This window comes from Fictibacillus sp. UD (assembly GCF_043558025.1).
Lineage (GTDB): Bacteria > Bacillota > Bacilli > Bacillales > Fictibacillaceae > Fictibacillus.
Map to the genome: position 1 here is coordinate 112,292 of NZ_JARUHH010000003.1, position 16,436 is coordinate 128,727.

General features: G+C 37.7%; 16 protein-coding genes and 1 riboswitch. Of the genes, 3 read left to right on the top strand and 13 right to left on the bottom strand.

Annotated features, from left to right (window positions below):
* Positions 1-36: 36 nt before the first annotated feature.
* Positions 37-2,025 (bottom strand): bifunctional 2',3'-cyclic-nucleotide 2'-phosphodiesterase/3'-nucleotidase, encoded by a 1,989-nt coding sequence (locus tag P8610_RS06850; RefSeq protein WP_394603702.1) that lies wholly within the window; start codon positions 2,023-2,025, stop codon positions 37-39.
* 213 nt (positions 2,026-2,238) lie between these two features.
* Between P8610_RS06850 and P8610_RS06855 the strand changes: the two genes are divergently transcribed.
* A complete protein-coding gene (locus tag P8610_RS06855; protein WP_394603703.1) occupies positions 2,239-2,469 on the top strand; it encodes a hypothetical protein in 231 nt (76 codons plus the stop codon).
* Here P8610_RS06855 and P8610_RS06860 read toward each other — a convergent pair.
* The 5 genes from P8610_RS06860 to P8610_RS06880 form a co-directional block, all read right to left on the bottom strand.
* Positions 2,451-3,755 carry a nucleobase:cation symporter-2 family protein gene (locus tag P8610_RS06860; RefSeq protein ID WP_394603704.1) on the bottom strand — a complete coding sequence of 435 codons (1,305 nt, stop codon included), beginning with the start codon at positions 3,753-3,755 and terminating at the stop codon, positions 2,451-2,453. The genes P8610_RS06855 and P8610_RS06860 overlap by 19 nt on opposite strands.
* Positions 3,752-4,342 carry a xanthine phosphoribosyltransferase gene (locus P8610_RS06865; RefSeq protein WP_394603705.1) on the bottom strand — a complete coding sequence of 197 codons (591 nt, stop codon included), beginning with the start codon at positions 4,340-4,342 and terminating at the stop codon, positions 3,752-3,754. The genes P8610_RS06860 and P8610_RS06865 overlap by 4 nt, the downstream gene beginning before the upstream one ends.
* 132 nt (positions 4,343-4,474) lie before the next feature.
* Positions 4,475-4,576: riboswitch (purine riboswitch) on the bottom strand.
* Positions 4,577-4,616: 40 nt separating this feature from the next.
* Positions 4,617-5,318: a GDSL-type esterase/lipase family protein gene (locus P8610_RS06870; protein ID WP_394603706.1), complete on the bottom strand. Its 702-nt coding sequence runs from the start codon at positions 5,316-5,318 to the stop codon at positions 4,617-4,619.
* A 216-nt stretch (positions 5,319-5,534) separates the two neighbouring features.
* The gene (locus P8610_RS06875) at positions 5,535-6,149 is read right to left on the bottom strand and encodes a class D sortase (protein WP_394603707.1); all 615 of its coding nucleotides are present in this window, start codon (positions 6,147-6,149) and stop codon (positions 5,535-5,537) included.
* On the bottom strand, positions 6,150-7,322 hold the full coding sequence (locus P8610_RS06880) for a processed acidic surface protein (RefSeq protein ID WP_394603708.1): 1,173 nt from the start codon (positions 7,320-7,322) through the stop codon (positions 6,150-6,152). It lies immediately after the preceding gene.
* 257 nt (positions 7,323-7,579) lie between these two features.
* On the opposite strand from P8610_RS06880, the gene P8610_RS06885 reads away from it, so the two are divergent.
* Positions 7,580-8,299, top strand: coding sequence for a DsbA family protein (locus P8610_RS06885; protein WP_394603709.1), 720 nt, complete (start codon positions 7,580-7,582; stop codon positions 8,297-8,299).
* A gap of 2 nt (positions 8,300-8,301) precedes the next feature.
* A complete protein-coding gene (locus tag P8610_RS06890; protein ID WP_394603710.1) occupies positions 8,302-8,709 on the top strand; it encodes a disulfide oxidoreductase in 408 nt (135 codons plus the stop codon).
* A 263-nt stretch (positions 8,710-8,972) separates the two neighbouring features.
* On the opposite strand, the gene P8610_RS06895 is transcribed toward P8610_RS06890, so the two are convergent.
* The 7 genes from P8610_RS06895 to speD form a co-directional block, all read right to left on the bottom strand.
* The gene (locus tag P8610_RS06895) at positions 8,973-9,689 is read right to left on the bottom strand and encodes a YebC/PmpR family DNA-binding transcriptional regulator (protein WP_289495431.1); all 717 of its coding nucleotides are present in this window, start codon (positions 9,687-9,689) and stop codon (positions 8,973-8,975) included.
* A gap of 135 nt (positions 9,690-9,824) precedes the next feature.
* Positions 9,825-10,514, bottom strand: a complete 690-nt coding sequence (locus tag P8610_RS06900) for a response regulator (protein WP_394603712.1) — start codon at positions 10,512-10,514, stop codon at positions 9,825-9,827.
* 13 nt (positions 10,515-10,527) lie between these two features.
* Positions 10,528-12,099: an ATP-binding protein gene (locus tag P8610_RS06905; RefSeq protein ID WP_394603713.1), complete on the bottom strand. Its 1,572-nt coding sequence runs from the start codon at positions 12,097-12,099 to the stop codon at positions 10,528-10,530.
* A 64-nt stretch (positions 12,100-12,163) separates the two neighbouring features.
* Positions 12,164-13,690, bottom strand: coding sequence for a tripartite tricarboxylate transporter permease (locus P8610_RS06910; protein ID WP_394603714.1), 1,527 nt, complete (start codon positions 13,688-13,690; stop codon positions 12,164-12,166).
* A gap of 11 nt (positions 13,691-13,701) precedes the next feature.
* Entirely contained in the window at positions 13,702-14,163 is a 462-nt protein-coding gene (locus P8610_RS06915; protein ID WP_394603715.1) for a tripartite tricarboxylate transporter TctB family protein, read from the bottom strand.
* Positions 14,164-14,237: 74 nt separating this feature from the next.
* Positions 14,238-15,257 carry a Bug family tripartite tricarboxylate transporter substrate binding protein gene (locus P8610_RS06920; RefSeq protein ID WP_394603716.1) on the bottom strand — a complete coding sequence of 340 codons (1,020 nt, stop codon included), beginning with the start codon at positions 15,255-15,257 and terminating at the stop codon, positions 14,238-14,240.
* 161 nt (positions 15,258-15,418) lie between these two features.
* Positions 15,419-16,237: an adenosylmethionine decarboxylase gene (gene speD, locus P8610_RS06925; protein WP_289495437.1), complete on the bottom strand. Its 819-nt coding sequence runs from the start codon at positions 16,235-16,237 to the stop codon at positions 15,419-15,421.
* Positions 16,238-16,436 lie beyond the last annotated feature (199 nt).

The window sequence follows — 16,436 nt, forward strand, 5'->3', positions numbered from 1 at the left end:
AAAAAAGAGAACCATAATTGGCTCTCTTTTTCGGATTTAATTTAAATCAATGCGGTAGAATCCAAATCCTTTTTCGTCTGTTCTGTTTAGGTACTTAATCTTGCTATCTTCGCTTGTATACTTTTGACCGTTTGGTGAAGAAGTAAAGGTTACATTAACATCACCGCTAATTGGTGCAATCGACCAGTTGTTATCGGCAGTTGGTGTGATTTCTTTCATCTCTGTGATGTAATCCATTAAGATTTGACGGTTCTCATCAGCTGAATCCACAACGTATTCACTGCCTTTAACACCTGGGAAGTTTCCGCCGCCGCCCGCTCTATAGTTGTTTGTAACGACAACAAAGTCTTGGTTCGGATCTACTGCTAGTCCGTTGTATGTGAGGTTTATAATTCGGCTGCTGTCAGGATTAATAACTGTACCGGTTTTATCATATTTAGCTGGTTGAGTTACATCAATTTGATAGTTTACCCCGTCAATGACGTCAAAGTTATATACAGGGAACCCATCATCTAATAACGGTTGCTCTTCTGGTTTGTTTGGATCAATAGTCTTGAATTTACCAGCAGACATCTCTAGCCATTCTTTAACAACAGAGCCTTTTACTTTTAGTGCTTTTAATGTGTTGTCGTACAGATAAAGGTCACCTGCGCTGCGGATTGTAAGTGGACCTTTTTCAATTTCAGTGTATTCGCCAACACCATTTCGGCCAGCTTTAAATGGTGCTCCTACAGAAAGGATCGGCAGGTCTTTGTATTCTGGTTTATTTAAAGAGATATATTTTTCTACATACCATTTTTGTGCGTTCGTCACTACTTGTACAGATGGATCATCTTGTACGAGTGCAAAGAAGCTATAGATGTCATCTGTTGTTGTACCGATCGGTGTGTTTACATATTTAATTGTCGCATCATGAACCTCTTTAACAGATTCAACTACTTTATCATCAGGTTTAACATCTTTTGCACTTCTTACAGAAGACTGAGATCCTACGATCTTCCACTTCCCTTTTTCTTGTTGAAGAGTTAAGTCGATTAATCCAAGTGAACCTCCGCCATAACCTGCTTGTACAGCCGGTACGCCGTTAATCATTCCTTTTGCATTATCTACTCCTGGAAGTACGTTGCCTTTAGCATCTTTAAATAATGCATCTAATGACTTTTCATCTGCTGCTGGGAATATTTTATGTGTGTGTGAGAATGTAATGGCGCCAATTCCTTTAACTTTACTTAGTGAATAGATCACGTCTTCTGTATTAGCTTCACTCCCGTTAAACCCAGAGTGAGCTTGTGCGATAATGATATCTGCTCCTTTTTTCTTCATTTCAGGAACAAACTTTTCGGCACTTTCAATAATGTTCTTTGTGATAACTTTACCGTCAAGATGAGATTTATCCCACTCGTTAATTTGCGGAGGTACAAATCCGATATAACCAATTTTAAGGAATTGTGGTCTGCCGTTTTCATCTTTAACCATTTTCTTTACAATTTTATAAGGAGTATATTTGTTAACATCATTGTTCGGGTTATTATCATGGTCATCTACATAGACGTTTGCATTTACATATGGAAAATTAGCATCGTCATATGTTTCATCTAAGAAATCTAAACCATAGTTGAATTCATGGTTTCCTAGAGTCGCCATATCATAGCCCATTAGATTCATAGCTGCAATAGCGGGGTGAACTTCCCCTTCTTTCAATGGTTCAATTTTTGCTTTGTATGTACCAAGGGGCGTTCCTTGAATCAGGTCACCATTATCAACGAGTACTGAGTTCTTGTTTTCTTTACGAGCTTGCTTTACAAGGGTAGCTGTTTTGGCCAATCCTACAGTTTCTGAAGTTGCATTCTTGTAATAATCAAAGTTAAGCAGATTCGTATGGATGTCTGTTGTTTCCATAATTCGAAGGTTGACTTTACCAACATTTTTAGCAGGCATTTTTGCGATAGCATTTCCAGCTAAAGGTGAACTTAATAGACTTATTGCTAACGTAAGAGAAACTACTTTTTTATGATTGGTTTTCATTTCCTCAAACCCCTTTACAATAATTGAAACTGACGAGTCAGGTCCCAAAATATGATACCATGTGCTATTTGTTAAAGATAGAGAGCCTAGGGAAAAATTAGAAACATTACATAAAATTAATAAATTTTAATGAGAAAGACCTATTTTCTATTAGGAGAAAATACATATGTTCAGCATAAAATATGGTATATTATTCCTGAAGGGGTTGTTAATATGGCAAAATCAAAAGCTAGGAAATTAAGAGAAAAAATGATTCGGGAGGGATTGCGTAATCCAATGAAAGATCGAAGTGCATTCGCCACAGAAGAAATGTACAAAAAAATGACTACAAAAAAGACAAAGACAAAGAAAGAAACATTAAATCAGAATAAACATAAAAAGCGGCTATCATCAACTGGGTTCAGTGAGGATAACCGCTTTTATGATTATACCGCTTGCTTTTGATTCTTTTGAATTTGAGGAACGATTACCTTTTTCGATTTTGCGTTAAATAGTAAATTCAACAAGATAGCCATGATACTTCCAGCTACAATTCCGTTCTCTGTTAAGATTTGAACACTTTCTGGAAGTTTGCTGAACAATTCTGGTTCTACCGTTACACCTAGTCCCATTCCGACTGAACAAGCGATGATTAAAAGGTTTTCTTGCTTTGCTAGGTTTACTTCACTTAACATTTTAATGCCTGAAGCGAATACCATACCAAACATCGCAACCATTGCTCCGCCCATAACAGGTGTTGGAATTAAAGTTGTAAGTGCAGCTACTTTAGGAATTAAGCCAAGAAACACTAACATGCCTCCAGCAACATAGATCACTTGTTTTGTTTTTACGCCCGACAACTGGACAAGACCGACGTTTTGAGAATATGTTGTATAAGGAAAAGCGTTAAAGATACCACCAAGAATAATGGCAAGACCTTCTCCTCTATACCCTTTTGTTAAATCTTTCGGTGTGAGATTGCGGTCGCATATTTTACCAAGTGCCATAAAAACTCCAGTAGATTCAATCAAACTTACGATGGCAACTAGGATCATCGTAATGATCGCTCCGATTTCAAAAGTTGGAACTCCAAAGTAAAATGGCTTTGGCATATGAACCCATGAAGCCTGTATAACAGGAGTAAAATCAACTAATCCCATAAATGAAGAGGCAATGGTTCCTGCAATCAGACCGATCAGGATGGATACAGATCTGACGAATCCTTTAGAAAAACGGAAAAGCAGTAAAATGAAGCCGAGAACCCCGAATGAAAGAAGGAGATTTTGCGGTGAACCAAAGTTCGTGCTCCCTGCCCCGCCTGCCATGTCCTTTATAGCGACTGGAATTAATGTAATTCCGATAATGGTAACGACTGATCCAGTTACAATTGGGGGAAACAGCTTAAGTATTTTTCCGAAAGCCCCTGCAAAAATCACCACGAACAGTCCAGCTGCTATTATAGCTCCATAAATAGCGCTCATTCCATATTGACTGCCAATCGCAATCATCGGTCCCACGGCAGTAAACGTACAGCCTAATATAACGGGTAAACCAACCCCAAAGAAACGGTTTTGCCAAACTTGCAGAAGTGTTGCTAATCCACAGGTTAAAAGGTCGATTGCGACTAAGTAGGCAAGCTGTTCAGGTGATAGTTTGAGTGCACCGCCTACGATTAACGGAACAATTACCGCTCCAGCATACATCGCTAGAACATGCTGAATTCCTAGTGAGAATACTTTTCCTTTCTTCATGATGACATCACCTCACTTTGAATAAAGGTAATTCCGTTCGTACTCATCTCTTTCACTCTAGCTATGGATTCTACTCTGTACCCATTTTCCTCAAGCTTTTGTCGGCCGACTTGAAATGATTTTTCAATGACGATGCCAAAACCCGCAATATGAGCATTCGCTTTTATTACAAGATCGGCAAGTCCGAGGGCCGCTTCTCCGTGTGCTAAGAAATCATCAATGATTAGAACCTTCTCACCAGATTCAATGAATTTCTTTGCTATGGAAATTTCATTTTTCTCTTGTTTTGTAAATGAATAAACGGTAGATGTGATCAAGCCTTCTGTTAGTGTTAATGATTTCTTTTTGCGAGCGAAAACGACTGGAACTCCGAGTTCTAATCCTGCAAATACGGCAGGTGCGATGCCGGAAGACTCAATCGTTACAATTTTTGTTATGCCTTCCGCTTTAAACCGGTTCGCTATCTCCGTTCCGATCTGCTTCATAAATTCAGGGTCGATCTGATGATTTAAAAACGAGTCAACCTTTAGTACTGATGAGGACAAGACGACACCTTCATCGCAGATTTTCTTTTCTAAAAAATTCATTGGTCCACCTCTTAATCTATTTTTGAAAAACAAAAAACCGGAGAACCGCTTCTCTCTGTTCGAGTGAAGCAATTCTCCGGTATAAAAAACGGAATAAAAATAACCCAATACACCCTTGATGTAAGGATGTTTGGAAAAATTTGCGTCACTCGTAGTCAAACCCTTAACGGGGGTTTGGTAGAAACTTGCAGGCCATATCCCTGCGATTATACGAGCTTATGAAGTTAATTCAGATTATACGGGAAATAATTATAAAAGAAAACCCTAAATGTGCTTATTTCTCGTTTGAACTTTGCTTAATGGTTTCGTACACTCTTTTCCCGATCAAAGCATAACCTTTTTCATTGGGGTGGAGCTTATCAGAGAAATACTCTTGTTTCTTTTTATTGATAAATAAATCATCTGTACGAATAAATGCTGTGTTTTTGTGCTTTTTTGTTACTTCTATGGTTGATGTGTTCCAGTTTAAAACCGCTTCGTTCACATCGTACATATCGCTCCATTTCACTTTTGGATTATAAATGCCAAGAATATAGATCGTTTTCGGATTGTTTTTCTTTTGGATTTTTTGAATGATTTGATTTAGATTTTCTTTATAAATTTCCTCATTTGCAGCAAGCTCTTCTTTGTTGAACTTTGTTAAATGATTCGTACTTTTTAAAAAGTCGTTGGTTCCTATGTTAATGAGAATAAAATCAGATTTTTTAGCTGTATCTATAATTTCCGGATTGCTTAATCGCTTAAGTAAATCTGTACTTGTATCGTTTGGTACACCAAAATCGTGAACAACAAGTTGTTTATCTAAGTCATCTTCGTAACGTTTCTCTACATCTCCAATATAACCGTTGTCACTAGTGTCTCCTAGACCGTACGCTAATGAATCTCCAAGAGCAGTGACTTCCATTTCTTCAGAGTTAAAGGAATACACCACTAAACTAATACTAAATAAAACCAATAAACTTGCTACGATAATCAAAGTGCTTTTTCTTTTAATTCCAACCACCGCTTTCTAGTTGATTATTCTAAGTATGTATCAGATGGTAATGCTTTAAGCTTCCTCTTGCATTATTCTGTAATCATACCTGTTTTAGAGGTTTTTTAAACAAAAAAAGATAAACCGAACAAGAGAAGAACTTACTAAAACAAAAATAAAAACAGCAGAATACAAATCTTCTGCTGTTTCTTCATTAGGTTATTTTTGTGAAATCAAATCTGCCACAAGGATATATCGTTCAGGCGACGCTCCAATAAAATCAAAGGGATAGCAAGTTGAGACCGTTAATGTTGCTCTTGGTTTTGGGACAATTACTGTTCGGTCATCTTTATCGACGATTCGAACATTTTTTACTTTATACGTAAATGTTCCAGCTGCTGTCTCAACGATCAGGAGATCACCTCTACCAACATCTCCAAGTTTGCGGAAAACGGTATCACGGTGTCCTGATAATACAGAATTATCATTCTCGCCCGGCAAGACACTTTTAGCGAAGTGGCCGACACCTTTTTCTAATTCTTCTTCATCTGTTCCATGAAAAATAGGAAGTGATGCATCCAACTTGGGGATTATAAGGTTGCCGATGTTGTCGCCTTGTTTAGGTCTCTCGGGATATAGGCTATTCTCTTTAGGGACAACTTGCTTTTGTACAACAGGCTTATTATCCTCTTTAGCTTCAATCTGTCCGGTTTTGAATATCAAATACCCTTTCATAAATGTAAAGGCATTTGTACTGCTGAACCAAATCCCAAACATAATAAAAGCAACGGATAATGTCAGAAGTACAATCCGAGATTTACTTCTCTTTTTCATTTAAAATCCTTTTACTCTCATTCGTCTAAATAGTAAAATCCCAGCAGCCGCAATTCCTAGTCCAAGCACTACGTTCCCTAAGTGGTTGGTAGCTGTTTTAGGAAGTTCTCCGCCTTTTACTGTTTTTACAGGTGGTTTGGCTTTGGTTGGAGGTGCCGAAACAACTTCTTCAACTTTTTGAATATCTTTACCTGTCTCTTGAATAATTTCAGAACCAAACATATCAGCAGTGATACGGATATCTGCTAATAATTCACCATTCAAGTTGAGGATTTCCATAATTAAGTCATTTCCATTTGTTGAATCCATCGTCATCAACGTGTCCATTGAAATGGGTTGCTTTTGTCCATCAACAACAAGATAATATTTTGTTTCAATTTGTAAGAGCTGCTTCATTTCAGAGAAGATCGAAAGCAGTTCAGCAACTTGTTCAGCAGAAAGTTCATCTGCTGTTTCAAAATCTTCAAAAGCCATCATTCGTTCAGCAAGTAGCATCATTTGATCAAGAAAAGCTGGATCTTCCCAATTTAGTGTTTCTAAATGAGCAAAAAGCTTTTCCATCTCTTCATCTGTTAAATCAATCTGTGTAAAGAGATCTGCTATTTCTTCATCCATATAGTCATCGCCGTTTATATAAAAATCAACCGTCCACTCAAGATCTTCAATATATTCATAGTTTTCAAGTGAATCATCGTTTTCTTTTAATAATGCTTTAAGTTCTTCAATAGATTTTAGGTTGTAATCGTTTAATAATTGTTGAAGATTCTCATCATTGATTGGAGTACCTTCCCAACCGTTGATAATAAAGTCAATTTCACTTTGAAGTTCTTCTTCAAAAATAAGATATGTACCGTCCAGAACATCTTGTCCGGCTTCAATATCTCCATACTCAACAAGCATTTCATTTAATTCTTCACGTGTAAGTTCAAATTCTTGTAAAACAGACTGAACCCCTTCTTCTGATAAAGGTGTGCCTAATTCATCAATCGATTCAAAATCCTCGAGATACCATTCTTTGCTTTCTAAGTATTCAATATAATCCTGTGAAGTCCAACCAATTTCTTGTAAGAAAGCTTTAAATTCTTTGTCATTTGCTTCAATTGCAAACGCTGATACTGGCAATAAGCCTAGGCTAAGTGTGATAGCCAATAGAAGTGTTAATACGTTTTTCATCCCTGACCCCCAAAAAGTGTTTTAATATAATTTCTAGAAAATTATACTTCCATTATCTTCTTTTGGATACAGGTTTTTTCTACCATTATTTTATTGTGTTTGAATAATGTTCCATCGCTGTTTTCATCTCGAAAATGGAGGTTGTATATGGCCCTCTATCAATAATGTTCAATATTTCTTCATTGTAAAAACAAACAAGATTGTATACGATACTAGTAACTTCTTTTTATTTAGTAAAAAAATCTATGAGGTGAACAATGGGTAAACAAAAAAAGAAAAATGGTCACGTGAATTCAAGCAAGAAAAAAACAAGTTCGTCCCCTGTTTGGCTTTTTTGGACGATTGGAATTGTAACGCTAGGATTAATCATCTTTTTGTTTAGTGGTGCACTTGATGATAAAGACACTTCTAATACTAGCATCTCGTATGAAAATCAACCTTACTTAGGCAATGATGATGCGCCGGTTAATATTGTAGAGTTTGGAGATTACAAGTGTCCCGTCTGTAAAAGTTTTAACGAGTCGTTTTTCCCGCTGATCGACCAAGAACTTATTCAAACAGGCAAAGCAAAATTCTACTTTTTGAATTATCCTTTTATTCATGTTGATTCAAAGAGATCTGCTCTATTTGGTGAGACAGTATACAAAGAATTAGGAAACGATACGTTTTGGAAGTTTCATAAGCTGCTCTATGAAAAGCAGCCAGAAGATCAAAGCCTTGAGCATAAGGACATTTTCACAGAAAAATTCTTAGTTAAGACGCTAGGTGAAGTAACAACACAAGCTAACGTTAAGAAAGTCAGCGGGAAAATAGAGGACAGCGAAAGTAAAAAAGCTGTTGAAACGGATGAAGCGCTAGTTGGTGATCTAGGTGTAACGGGTACACCTACATTGTTTGTTAATGGTAAAAAATTCGAGGGATCTTCTATTGAAGATCTAAAGAAAATGGTCGATGATGCTGCCAAGGAGAGTAAATAAAGTTGGTAAATAAACCTTTATTGATTGCCTGGTTAGCAGCTATCGGTTCCACGGTAGGAAGTCTGTATTTTAGTGAAGTTCTAAATTTTGTACCTTGTACATTCTGCTGGTATCAGCGAATTCTCATGTATCCGTTAGTCATCTTACTTGGAGCAGCCTTTTACTATCAAGATCAAAAGATAACGCGCTATGTCCTTCCGCTTTCCATGCTCGGTATTTTGGTTTCTGGTTATCACTATTCTTTACAAAAGATACCTGCTTTAAAGGCCTTTGAAATGTGCACGTCAGGGGTACCTTGTTCTGGGCAATATATAAACTGGCTGGGTTTTATTACGATTCCACTATTGGCGTTTGTTGGATTTACAACAATTACAATATGTATGTTATGGATGAGAAAGCAATCGAATTAATCGGTTGCTTTTTTTAATTGTGAATGAAGATGGATGAAGGGATTATTGTGAAAGTGACTTAAATGAATGGAGAAATTTGTCGAGATATGAAGAATCGCCTATATACCTTCGAAATCGCTTAATTATACCTTATAATCGCTTTATTCCACTTGAAAATCGCCTAATTAGATAGATTAATGACTTAATTAGCGTTCCAACTTCCATACAATGCTTTGCAATCTAAAAAAAGCAGACCCATTAATGGATCTGCTTATTCTATCTTATTACCCTAAATCTACGTTGTGATACACTTGTTGAACGTCTTCCAAATCTTCTAGTGCGTCAATTAGTTTTTCAAACTGAACTTGCGCATCTTCAGGTAGTTCTACATCGTTTTGAGCAAGCATCGTAAGTTCCGCTACTGTAAATTCGGTAATATCTGCATTCTTGAAGGCCTCTTGTACAGCGTGAAATTGGTCGGGCTCTGCATACACGATGACTGAATCATCTTCCTCAATCACGTCACGTACATCTAAATCTGCTTCCATCAGTAATTCTAATACTTCATCAGCTGACTTTCCTTCAAGGCCGATTACAGCTGTTGCGTCAAACATGAATGAAACCGCTCCAGATACACCCATGTTTCCGTTATTCTTTTTAAATGCAGACCGCACCTCTGCTACTGTGCGGTTAACGTTATTTGTTAATGTGTCCACGATTATCATGGAACCATTAGGGCCGAAGCCTTCGTAACGAAGCTCATCGTAATTTTCGTCTGAACCGCCTTTTGCTTTTTCAATTGCACGGTCAATAATGGCTTTCGGTACACTATATGTCTTTGCCCGTTCTAAGACAACTTTTAGGTTTTGATTGGATTCTGGATCAGGTTCACCCTGCTTTGCTGCTACATAAATTTCGCGTCCGAATTTAGCATAAACACGACTTGTATTTGCATCCTTTGATGCTTTTTTCTCTTTGATGTTATTCCACTTACGTCCCATTTTGTTCACTCTCTTTCAACTTTGAATCTATGTAAAACATTATACATCAAACGCAGCGGATTTTAGTAGTATTACAGACCAAATGAAAGCAATACCTCAACAAAACGTATTGGTTATAAGTTACTGACCTAATTGTTAAAGACCGTATTGATATATTCTTTCCGGGCGGCCTACCCCTCCGTAAGTAATGTCTGCTCTCACCTTTTGTTCAGAAACCAAATACTCTAAATAACGTCTTGCTGTTGTTCGGCTTGCTCCAATCAGCTGTCCAAGGTCGTCAGCAGTGAACCCTTTTTTATGCTGACTTAACATGGAAAGGACTTTATCTAAAGTAATTGGATCAATTCCTTTTGGCAGAGATTGATGTATGACTTCTGACTTATCACGTTTTATAATCGAATCGATTACGTTCTGATTAACTTCTTTATCAGCTGAGAGTTGATGAATAGACATCTTATATTCATTAAAGTGCAATAACGTATCTTTAAATCGTTGAAAGATTACGGGCTTTACAATATAATCGAAAATTCCATCAGCCAGTGCATGTTTTAATGTGTTAACTTCTGTTGCTGCAGTTACCATGATCACTTCAATTCCACGAAACTCACTTCTAATCCAGCGTAAAAGGTCTAACCCATTCATATCTGGAAAATAAATATCTAAAAGTACTAAATCAGGTTGAAGGATGCTAATTTGTTCTTTGGCTTCTTCTTCAGTAAGAGCAACCCCGCACACCGAAAACCCTTCTACCTTTTCAACAAATTTTCGATTTATCTCAGCTATTCGGATGTCGTCTTCTACGATAAAAACTTCCCATGAATGCATGATGCTCTAACCTCTATTCTTTAGGGACTATAACCGTAAATAGGGTTGTATTGGCTTTTGTTCTTTCATAAAAAAGTTCTCCGTTTAACAGTTCAACAGATTGCTTGATTAAATATAAGCCATAACCACGGTCTTGTCCTTTTGTTGAAAATCCCTTCTGATATAGTTTATTAGCGATTGTATCTTGAATTCCTGCCCCTGAATCCTCGACTTCTAATATGAGCTGGCTGCCAAAATCAGTGAGACTTACCTTTACAGCTCTCTCACTGTGTTTGCTCTCGACCACTGCTTCCATAGCATTGTCTATTAAGTTACCTATTATCGTGACTAATAATTGTTTGTCGATCTCATCGGGAATATCTTTAAAATGACTTGCAGGATCAATCGATAAATCAACTTTCAACTCCTTCGAGCGGTTAAACTTACCGATTAAAAGCCCTCCGATATAAGGATCCGAAATCTGGTTCATGATTATATGGGTAAAATGCTGATGTACATTAGCTTCTTTCGTAATAATATCTTGTGCTTCTTTATAGGAACCCAACTGAATCAAACCAGAAATTAAGTATAATTTATTTGAGAATTCATGAGTTTGTGCTCTTAATCCTTCACTATAGCCTTTTACTTGAGCTAATTCTTCATTCAATCTATAAAGTTCATTTCGGTTTCTAAACGTTGCAACAGCACCCATAACTTTACCGTTATCATCCAGTATAGGTACACGGTTTGCTACAACTTTGGTGTTTCCTAATTTCATTTGTTCATCAAATTCACTTTTGCCAGAGGCCATCACATCTACTAACCTCGAGTTAGGAATGGAATGTAGTACATTGTTCCCAACAAGATTTTCGCTTTTTGTTTCTAACATCTGCAGAGCAGTTTGATTGGCTAGAGTAATGTCACCTTCACGATTGACAGCAATCACTCCTTCTCTAATTCCTTCTAAGATTGCAGTCTTTTCTTTGTATAATAACCCGATCTCTTTTGGTTCCAATCCATGTGTCGCTCGTTTCACACCTTTTGCGATTAAAACAGATCCGATCACACCTAACAATAGCGTTAAAATACCAATTATTAGAATCTTGAATTTATACGGCCACATATCTTCATTAATACGATCAGTTAAGTACCCAACAGACACCAATCCTATTATTTCACCCTCACTGTTAATAATGGGTGATTTCCCTCTAACGGCAGGACCGAGCGAACCCGTCGCTTCAGTAATACTCGGCTCACCTGACAATGCTGACTCATTATCTCCTCCTACCATCTTTTTGCCGATTCTTTCTCTTACAGGATGGGAATACCTGATTCCTTCTTTGTTCCCTACTACAACATAATGAGCTCCTGTTTTTTTCCTAATTTGCTCCGCGTAAGGCTGAATCCTTTCTGAAGGGTTTTCTGTTTCAAATGAGTCAATCACCATTGGATTATTACTAACAGCATATGAAACACTAAGCGCCCTTTCCCCAATCTGCTTCTTCATCGTATCTTCAAACATCACTTGAAAAATAACAGCTAAAATGGTAATCACAATAAAGATAAGGGAACAGCTGATGACGATTAATTTTGTTTGCAGTTTCATAGTTTCCCTCCATAAAAATTGAAAAGACTTTCCCAAATAGAAAGTCTTCTCTTTCACTCTTCTTTTATCCTTCAACGTTTATCACAACATTTTTTCCTTTTAATCGTAGAATGAAAGGAACTAAAATCCACAATACAGAGCATACGATAAAAAATGCTGAAATTGGATGTTCAATAAAAATTAAAAAGTCACCGTTAGAAGTAGTCAAGGCTCGGCGCATATTGTTTTCAATCATTGGTCCTAAAACGAGACCTAGAACTAGAGGAGCAAGCGGATAATCATTTTGTGCTAATAAATATCCTGCTACTCCAAAACCAATTAATAAAAACAGATCAAATGTTGTAACTTGCACAGCATAGACTCCAAAAACTGATATAGCAATAATAATGGGCAACAAAAACTTTTGAGGTGTTTCAATAATTTTCGCAAAAACTTTTACAAGTGGCATATTCAAAATGAGAAGCATCAAGTTTCCAATAAACATCGATGCGATCAATCCCCAAGCGACATCCGGATGATCGCTGAATAATAACGGTCCAGGCTGAACATTGTACATAATCAGTGCACCCATTAAGATTGCCGTAGTTCCAGACCCTGGAATGCCAAGAGTTAAGAGCGGAATCATAGCGCCTCCAGAAGCGGCATTGTTGGCAGACTCAGGGGCTGCTACACCTTCAATAGCGCCTTTTCCGAATTTCTCTGGGTTTTTACTTAACTTTTTTTCAGCTATATAGGAAAAGAAGGAAGCCAGTGTTGCGCCCGCTCCAGGCAAGACACCTATAAAAAATCCTAAGAAAGATCCGCGTGCGATCGGAGCTGCACTTTCCTTGAGATCGAATTTTGTTGGGAGAACTCTACCAACTTTTGCAACTTTCTCACCATCCTCTTCTTTGTGAAGGATGGTCTTAAATACCTCACCTAACGCAAATAAACCTACAGCTACGGTTAAGAATTCAAGTCCCCCAAAAAGGACTGGGATATCATATGTGAATCGTGCGACACCTGAAACAGCATCGATGCCGATTGTAGCGAGTAAAAGACCTGTTACCGTCATCATCCATGCTTTTGTGATCGACCCACCAGCAAGACCGCTAACAGCAGCTAGTCCTAAAAGCATTAAAGAAAAGTATTCTGCAGGTCCAAACTTTAAGGCCATCTCCGAAAGCGGCTCTGCAAGTAACACTAACCCTATGATGGATACAACACCCGCAAAGAAGGAACCGATTGCGGCAATGGACAAGGCTGCACCTGCTCTGCCTTGCTTGGCCATTTGATAGCCATCAAGTGTCGTTACTACTGATGAAGATTCACCAGGTGTGTTTAACAAGATGGACGTAGTTGATCCGCCATACATGGCACCGTAATAAACGCCTGCTAAAAGGATAATCGAACTGGTTGCTGCAGCAGAAGGGTCCATTCCGCTAGTAAGTGTGGCCGTAACGGGAATCAGAAGTGCTACCCCGCTCATCGGACCGATGCCTGGCAGCACGCCGACAGCTGTTCCGATTAATACGCCAATAAAGGCGAAAAATAAATTCTGTGGCTGTATTGCTGTTTGGAATCCTTGCATTAAAAAATCCATTACACCCATCATTCTTCCTCCTAACTAAACCATATTGGCAGACCAGGCAAAGAGCCTTTTAACACCACTACAAACAAATAATAGACGCATAAGGAAAAACCAGCAGCGACGGCTCCGTTTTTTATCCAGCTGCTTTTTTCCATGGCTTGAAAAGAAACGAACAAAAACACAAAAGTACTGATTATGTACCCCAAGTACTCAATACATGCTGCGTACAACAAACTTGCAATTAAAATGATAAGAAACCTTTTGATTTGTAATCCGCTCTGTCCTTTCTGATCCGGCTTAATGTTTTTAAAAGATTCTATAAAAAGTTTTACACTTAGTAAAATAAGAATAAGTCCTAAAAGAAAAGGAAAAACATTTGGTCCAACTTCACTGCCATAGGCACTATCTGCTATGTTGCGGCTTTCAAATAGAAAGGCCGCTCCAAGTAATGCAAATAAGACACTCGCATACCGATCAAATCTCCCAGTCTGCATTTGACTAGCCTCCTCTGATAATCCTAGATATTTGAAAAGATGGAGAAGTAGCTATTACTCCTCCATCCCCATAATTATTTATTCATTCCTAATGATTTCAAAAGATCTTCAACTTGTTTTTCCTGATCTTTTAAGAAGGTCTCGAATTCTTTTCCGTCTTTAAATTCCGATTCCCACCCATTGCGTTCTAGCTCGGCTTGCCATTCTTTACTCTCATTTAATTTCTTTAACGTACTATCCCAATATGATTTAGCACTGTCTGACATTTCTTTAGGTCCGAAAACACCTCTCCAGATCGTAAATTCTGCGTCAATTCCTTCTTCTTTAAATGTAGGAATATCTGCTAAATCTCCTTTTAATCTCTCTGTTGAGGAAATACCAAGAACTTTTACTTTTCCTGCTTTTAAGTATTCACCAACGGCAGATGCGTCTGTAGCGATATAATCTGCGTTTCCGCCTAATAAAGCTGCAATTGCTTCCCCGCCGCCATCGTAAGAAACATATTTCACGGTTTTTGGATCAATGTCTGATTTAAAAGCAGGCAGCACAGCTACAAGATGATCCATAGAGCCTGGGGCAGATCCACCGGCAGCTGTTACCGATTTAGGATCTTTTTTTACAGCATCCATTAAATCTTTAAGATTGTTATATTTTGAATCTGCCTTAACAACGATTGCTCCAAAGTCTTTTGTTAATTGAGCAAGTGGTGTCGTATCTTGGTACCCATAAGGACTATTGCCTTCTTTTTTTAGATTGTTGATCAAGATTGGTGGTGAATTCACATAAAGCTTATAGTCGTCTTTCTTATGCTGTGTTGCAAATTCTGCTAAATATACAGCTCCACCTCCACCAGGCTTGTTTTCAACTGTCATTGTTTGATCGACTAACTTTGTTTCGCCAAGCACTTTAGTTAAAGCTCGAGCGGTTAAGTCCCATCCACCTCCTGCGCCAGATGGAGCAACAACGGTTATTGCTTTTTTCGGATAATCAGAAGCCCCTTCATCTGTACTGCTTGATCCAGAAGTGCTGCATGCGGTAAGTGATGTTAACAATACGCCAGCTGCGATCCAACTTTTCCATTTGCTTTTTTTCAATTTCGTATCCCCCTTATAATGATAGCGCTTTCATAAATCTTTTAATTATCCTATCATGTACAACTGGAAAAGGAAGTTTAACAACATAAAGAGCATTTTGTTCATAATGTTCACGAAAAAAGACCACTGGAATGATCCAGTGGTCAGTTAGTTTGTATGTGTTATCGGTGCGAGTTGTTAATATTTCTTCCATAAAAGATCTCGTCCATCTCTGCCTTCAACAGCCTTGTAATATGCTCTTGACTGTCATGATCCAATGCATCTTTTGTATAACCGAACAAATAATTGTTTAACTCAAATTCTTTTAATCTGCATTTAGTATGAAAGATATTTTCTTGATAGATGTTCGTATCAATCATCGCATACGTATTCTTAATTTCCTCAGAAAGATAATTTTGAATAGAGTTTATATCATGATCGATAAACAGCTTTTGGCCCTTAATATCCCTTGTAAACCCTCTTACTCTGTAATCCATCGTTACGATATCCATATCGAATGAGTTGATTAGATGGTTCAACGCTTTAAGCGGTGAGATTTCTCCACAAGTAGAAACATCGATGTCCGCTCTAAACGTACTGATTCCCTCTTCTGGATGAAACTCTGGATATGTATGTACCGTCAGATGACTTTTATCTAGCTGCATGACAACTGATTCCGGCATAGCTGTTGTATTTTCATCAAAAGTATCAGTCGGTACTTCTACGATCGGTCCTTCAGAAACGAGCACGGTTACACTTGCCCCTTGAGGGACATAATCTTGTTTTGCAACGTTTAAGACATGCGCTCCAATTGTATCCGAGACAGTCTGTAATATATTTGTGAGTCTTTCAGCATTATACTGTTCATCGATATATTCAATATAAGCCTCTCTCTCTTCTTTTGTTTTCGTATAGCAAACATCATACAAATTAAAGCTTAGTGATTTTGTGAGGTTATTAAATCCGTGTAATGTAATTCGTTGATCTGGTGAAATAGACATATCATTGATTCCCCTTATGATTAGACGTTCATGAGTCCGGATTTGTGATGTAAATATATCTATATTACCCATTTACACCATATAAAAAACGATGAACTCATTAGTCTATGTAAGAGGGATAATAAGTGGTTGGTAAGTAATAAAGTATATCATTTCACGTATGATGCAAATATCATTGATTACAAAAAACTCTTAAAGG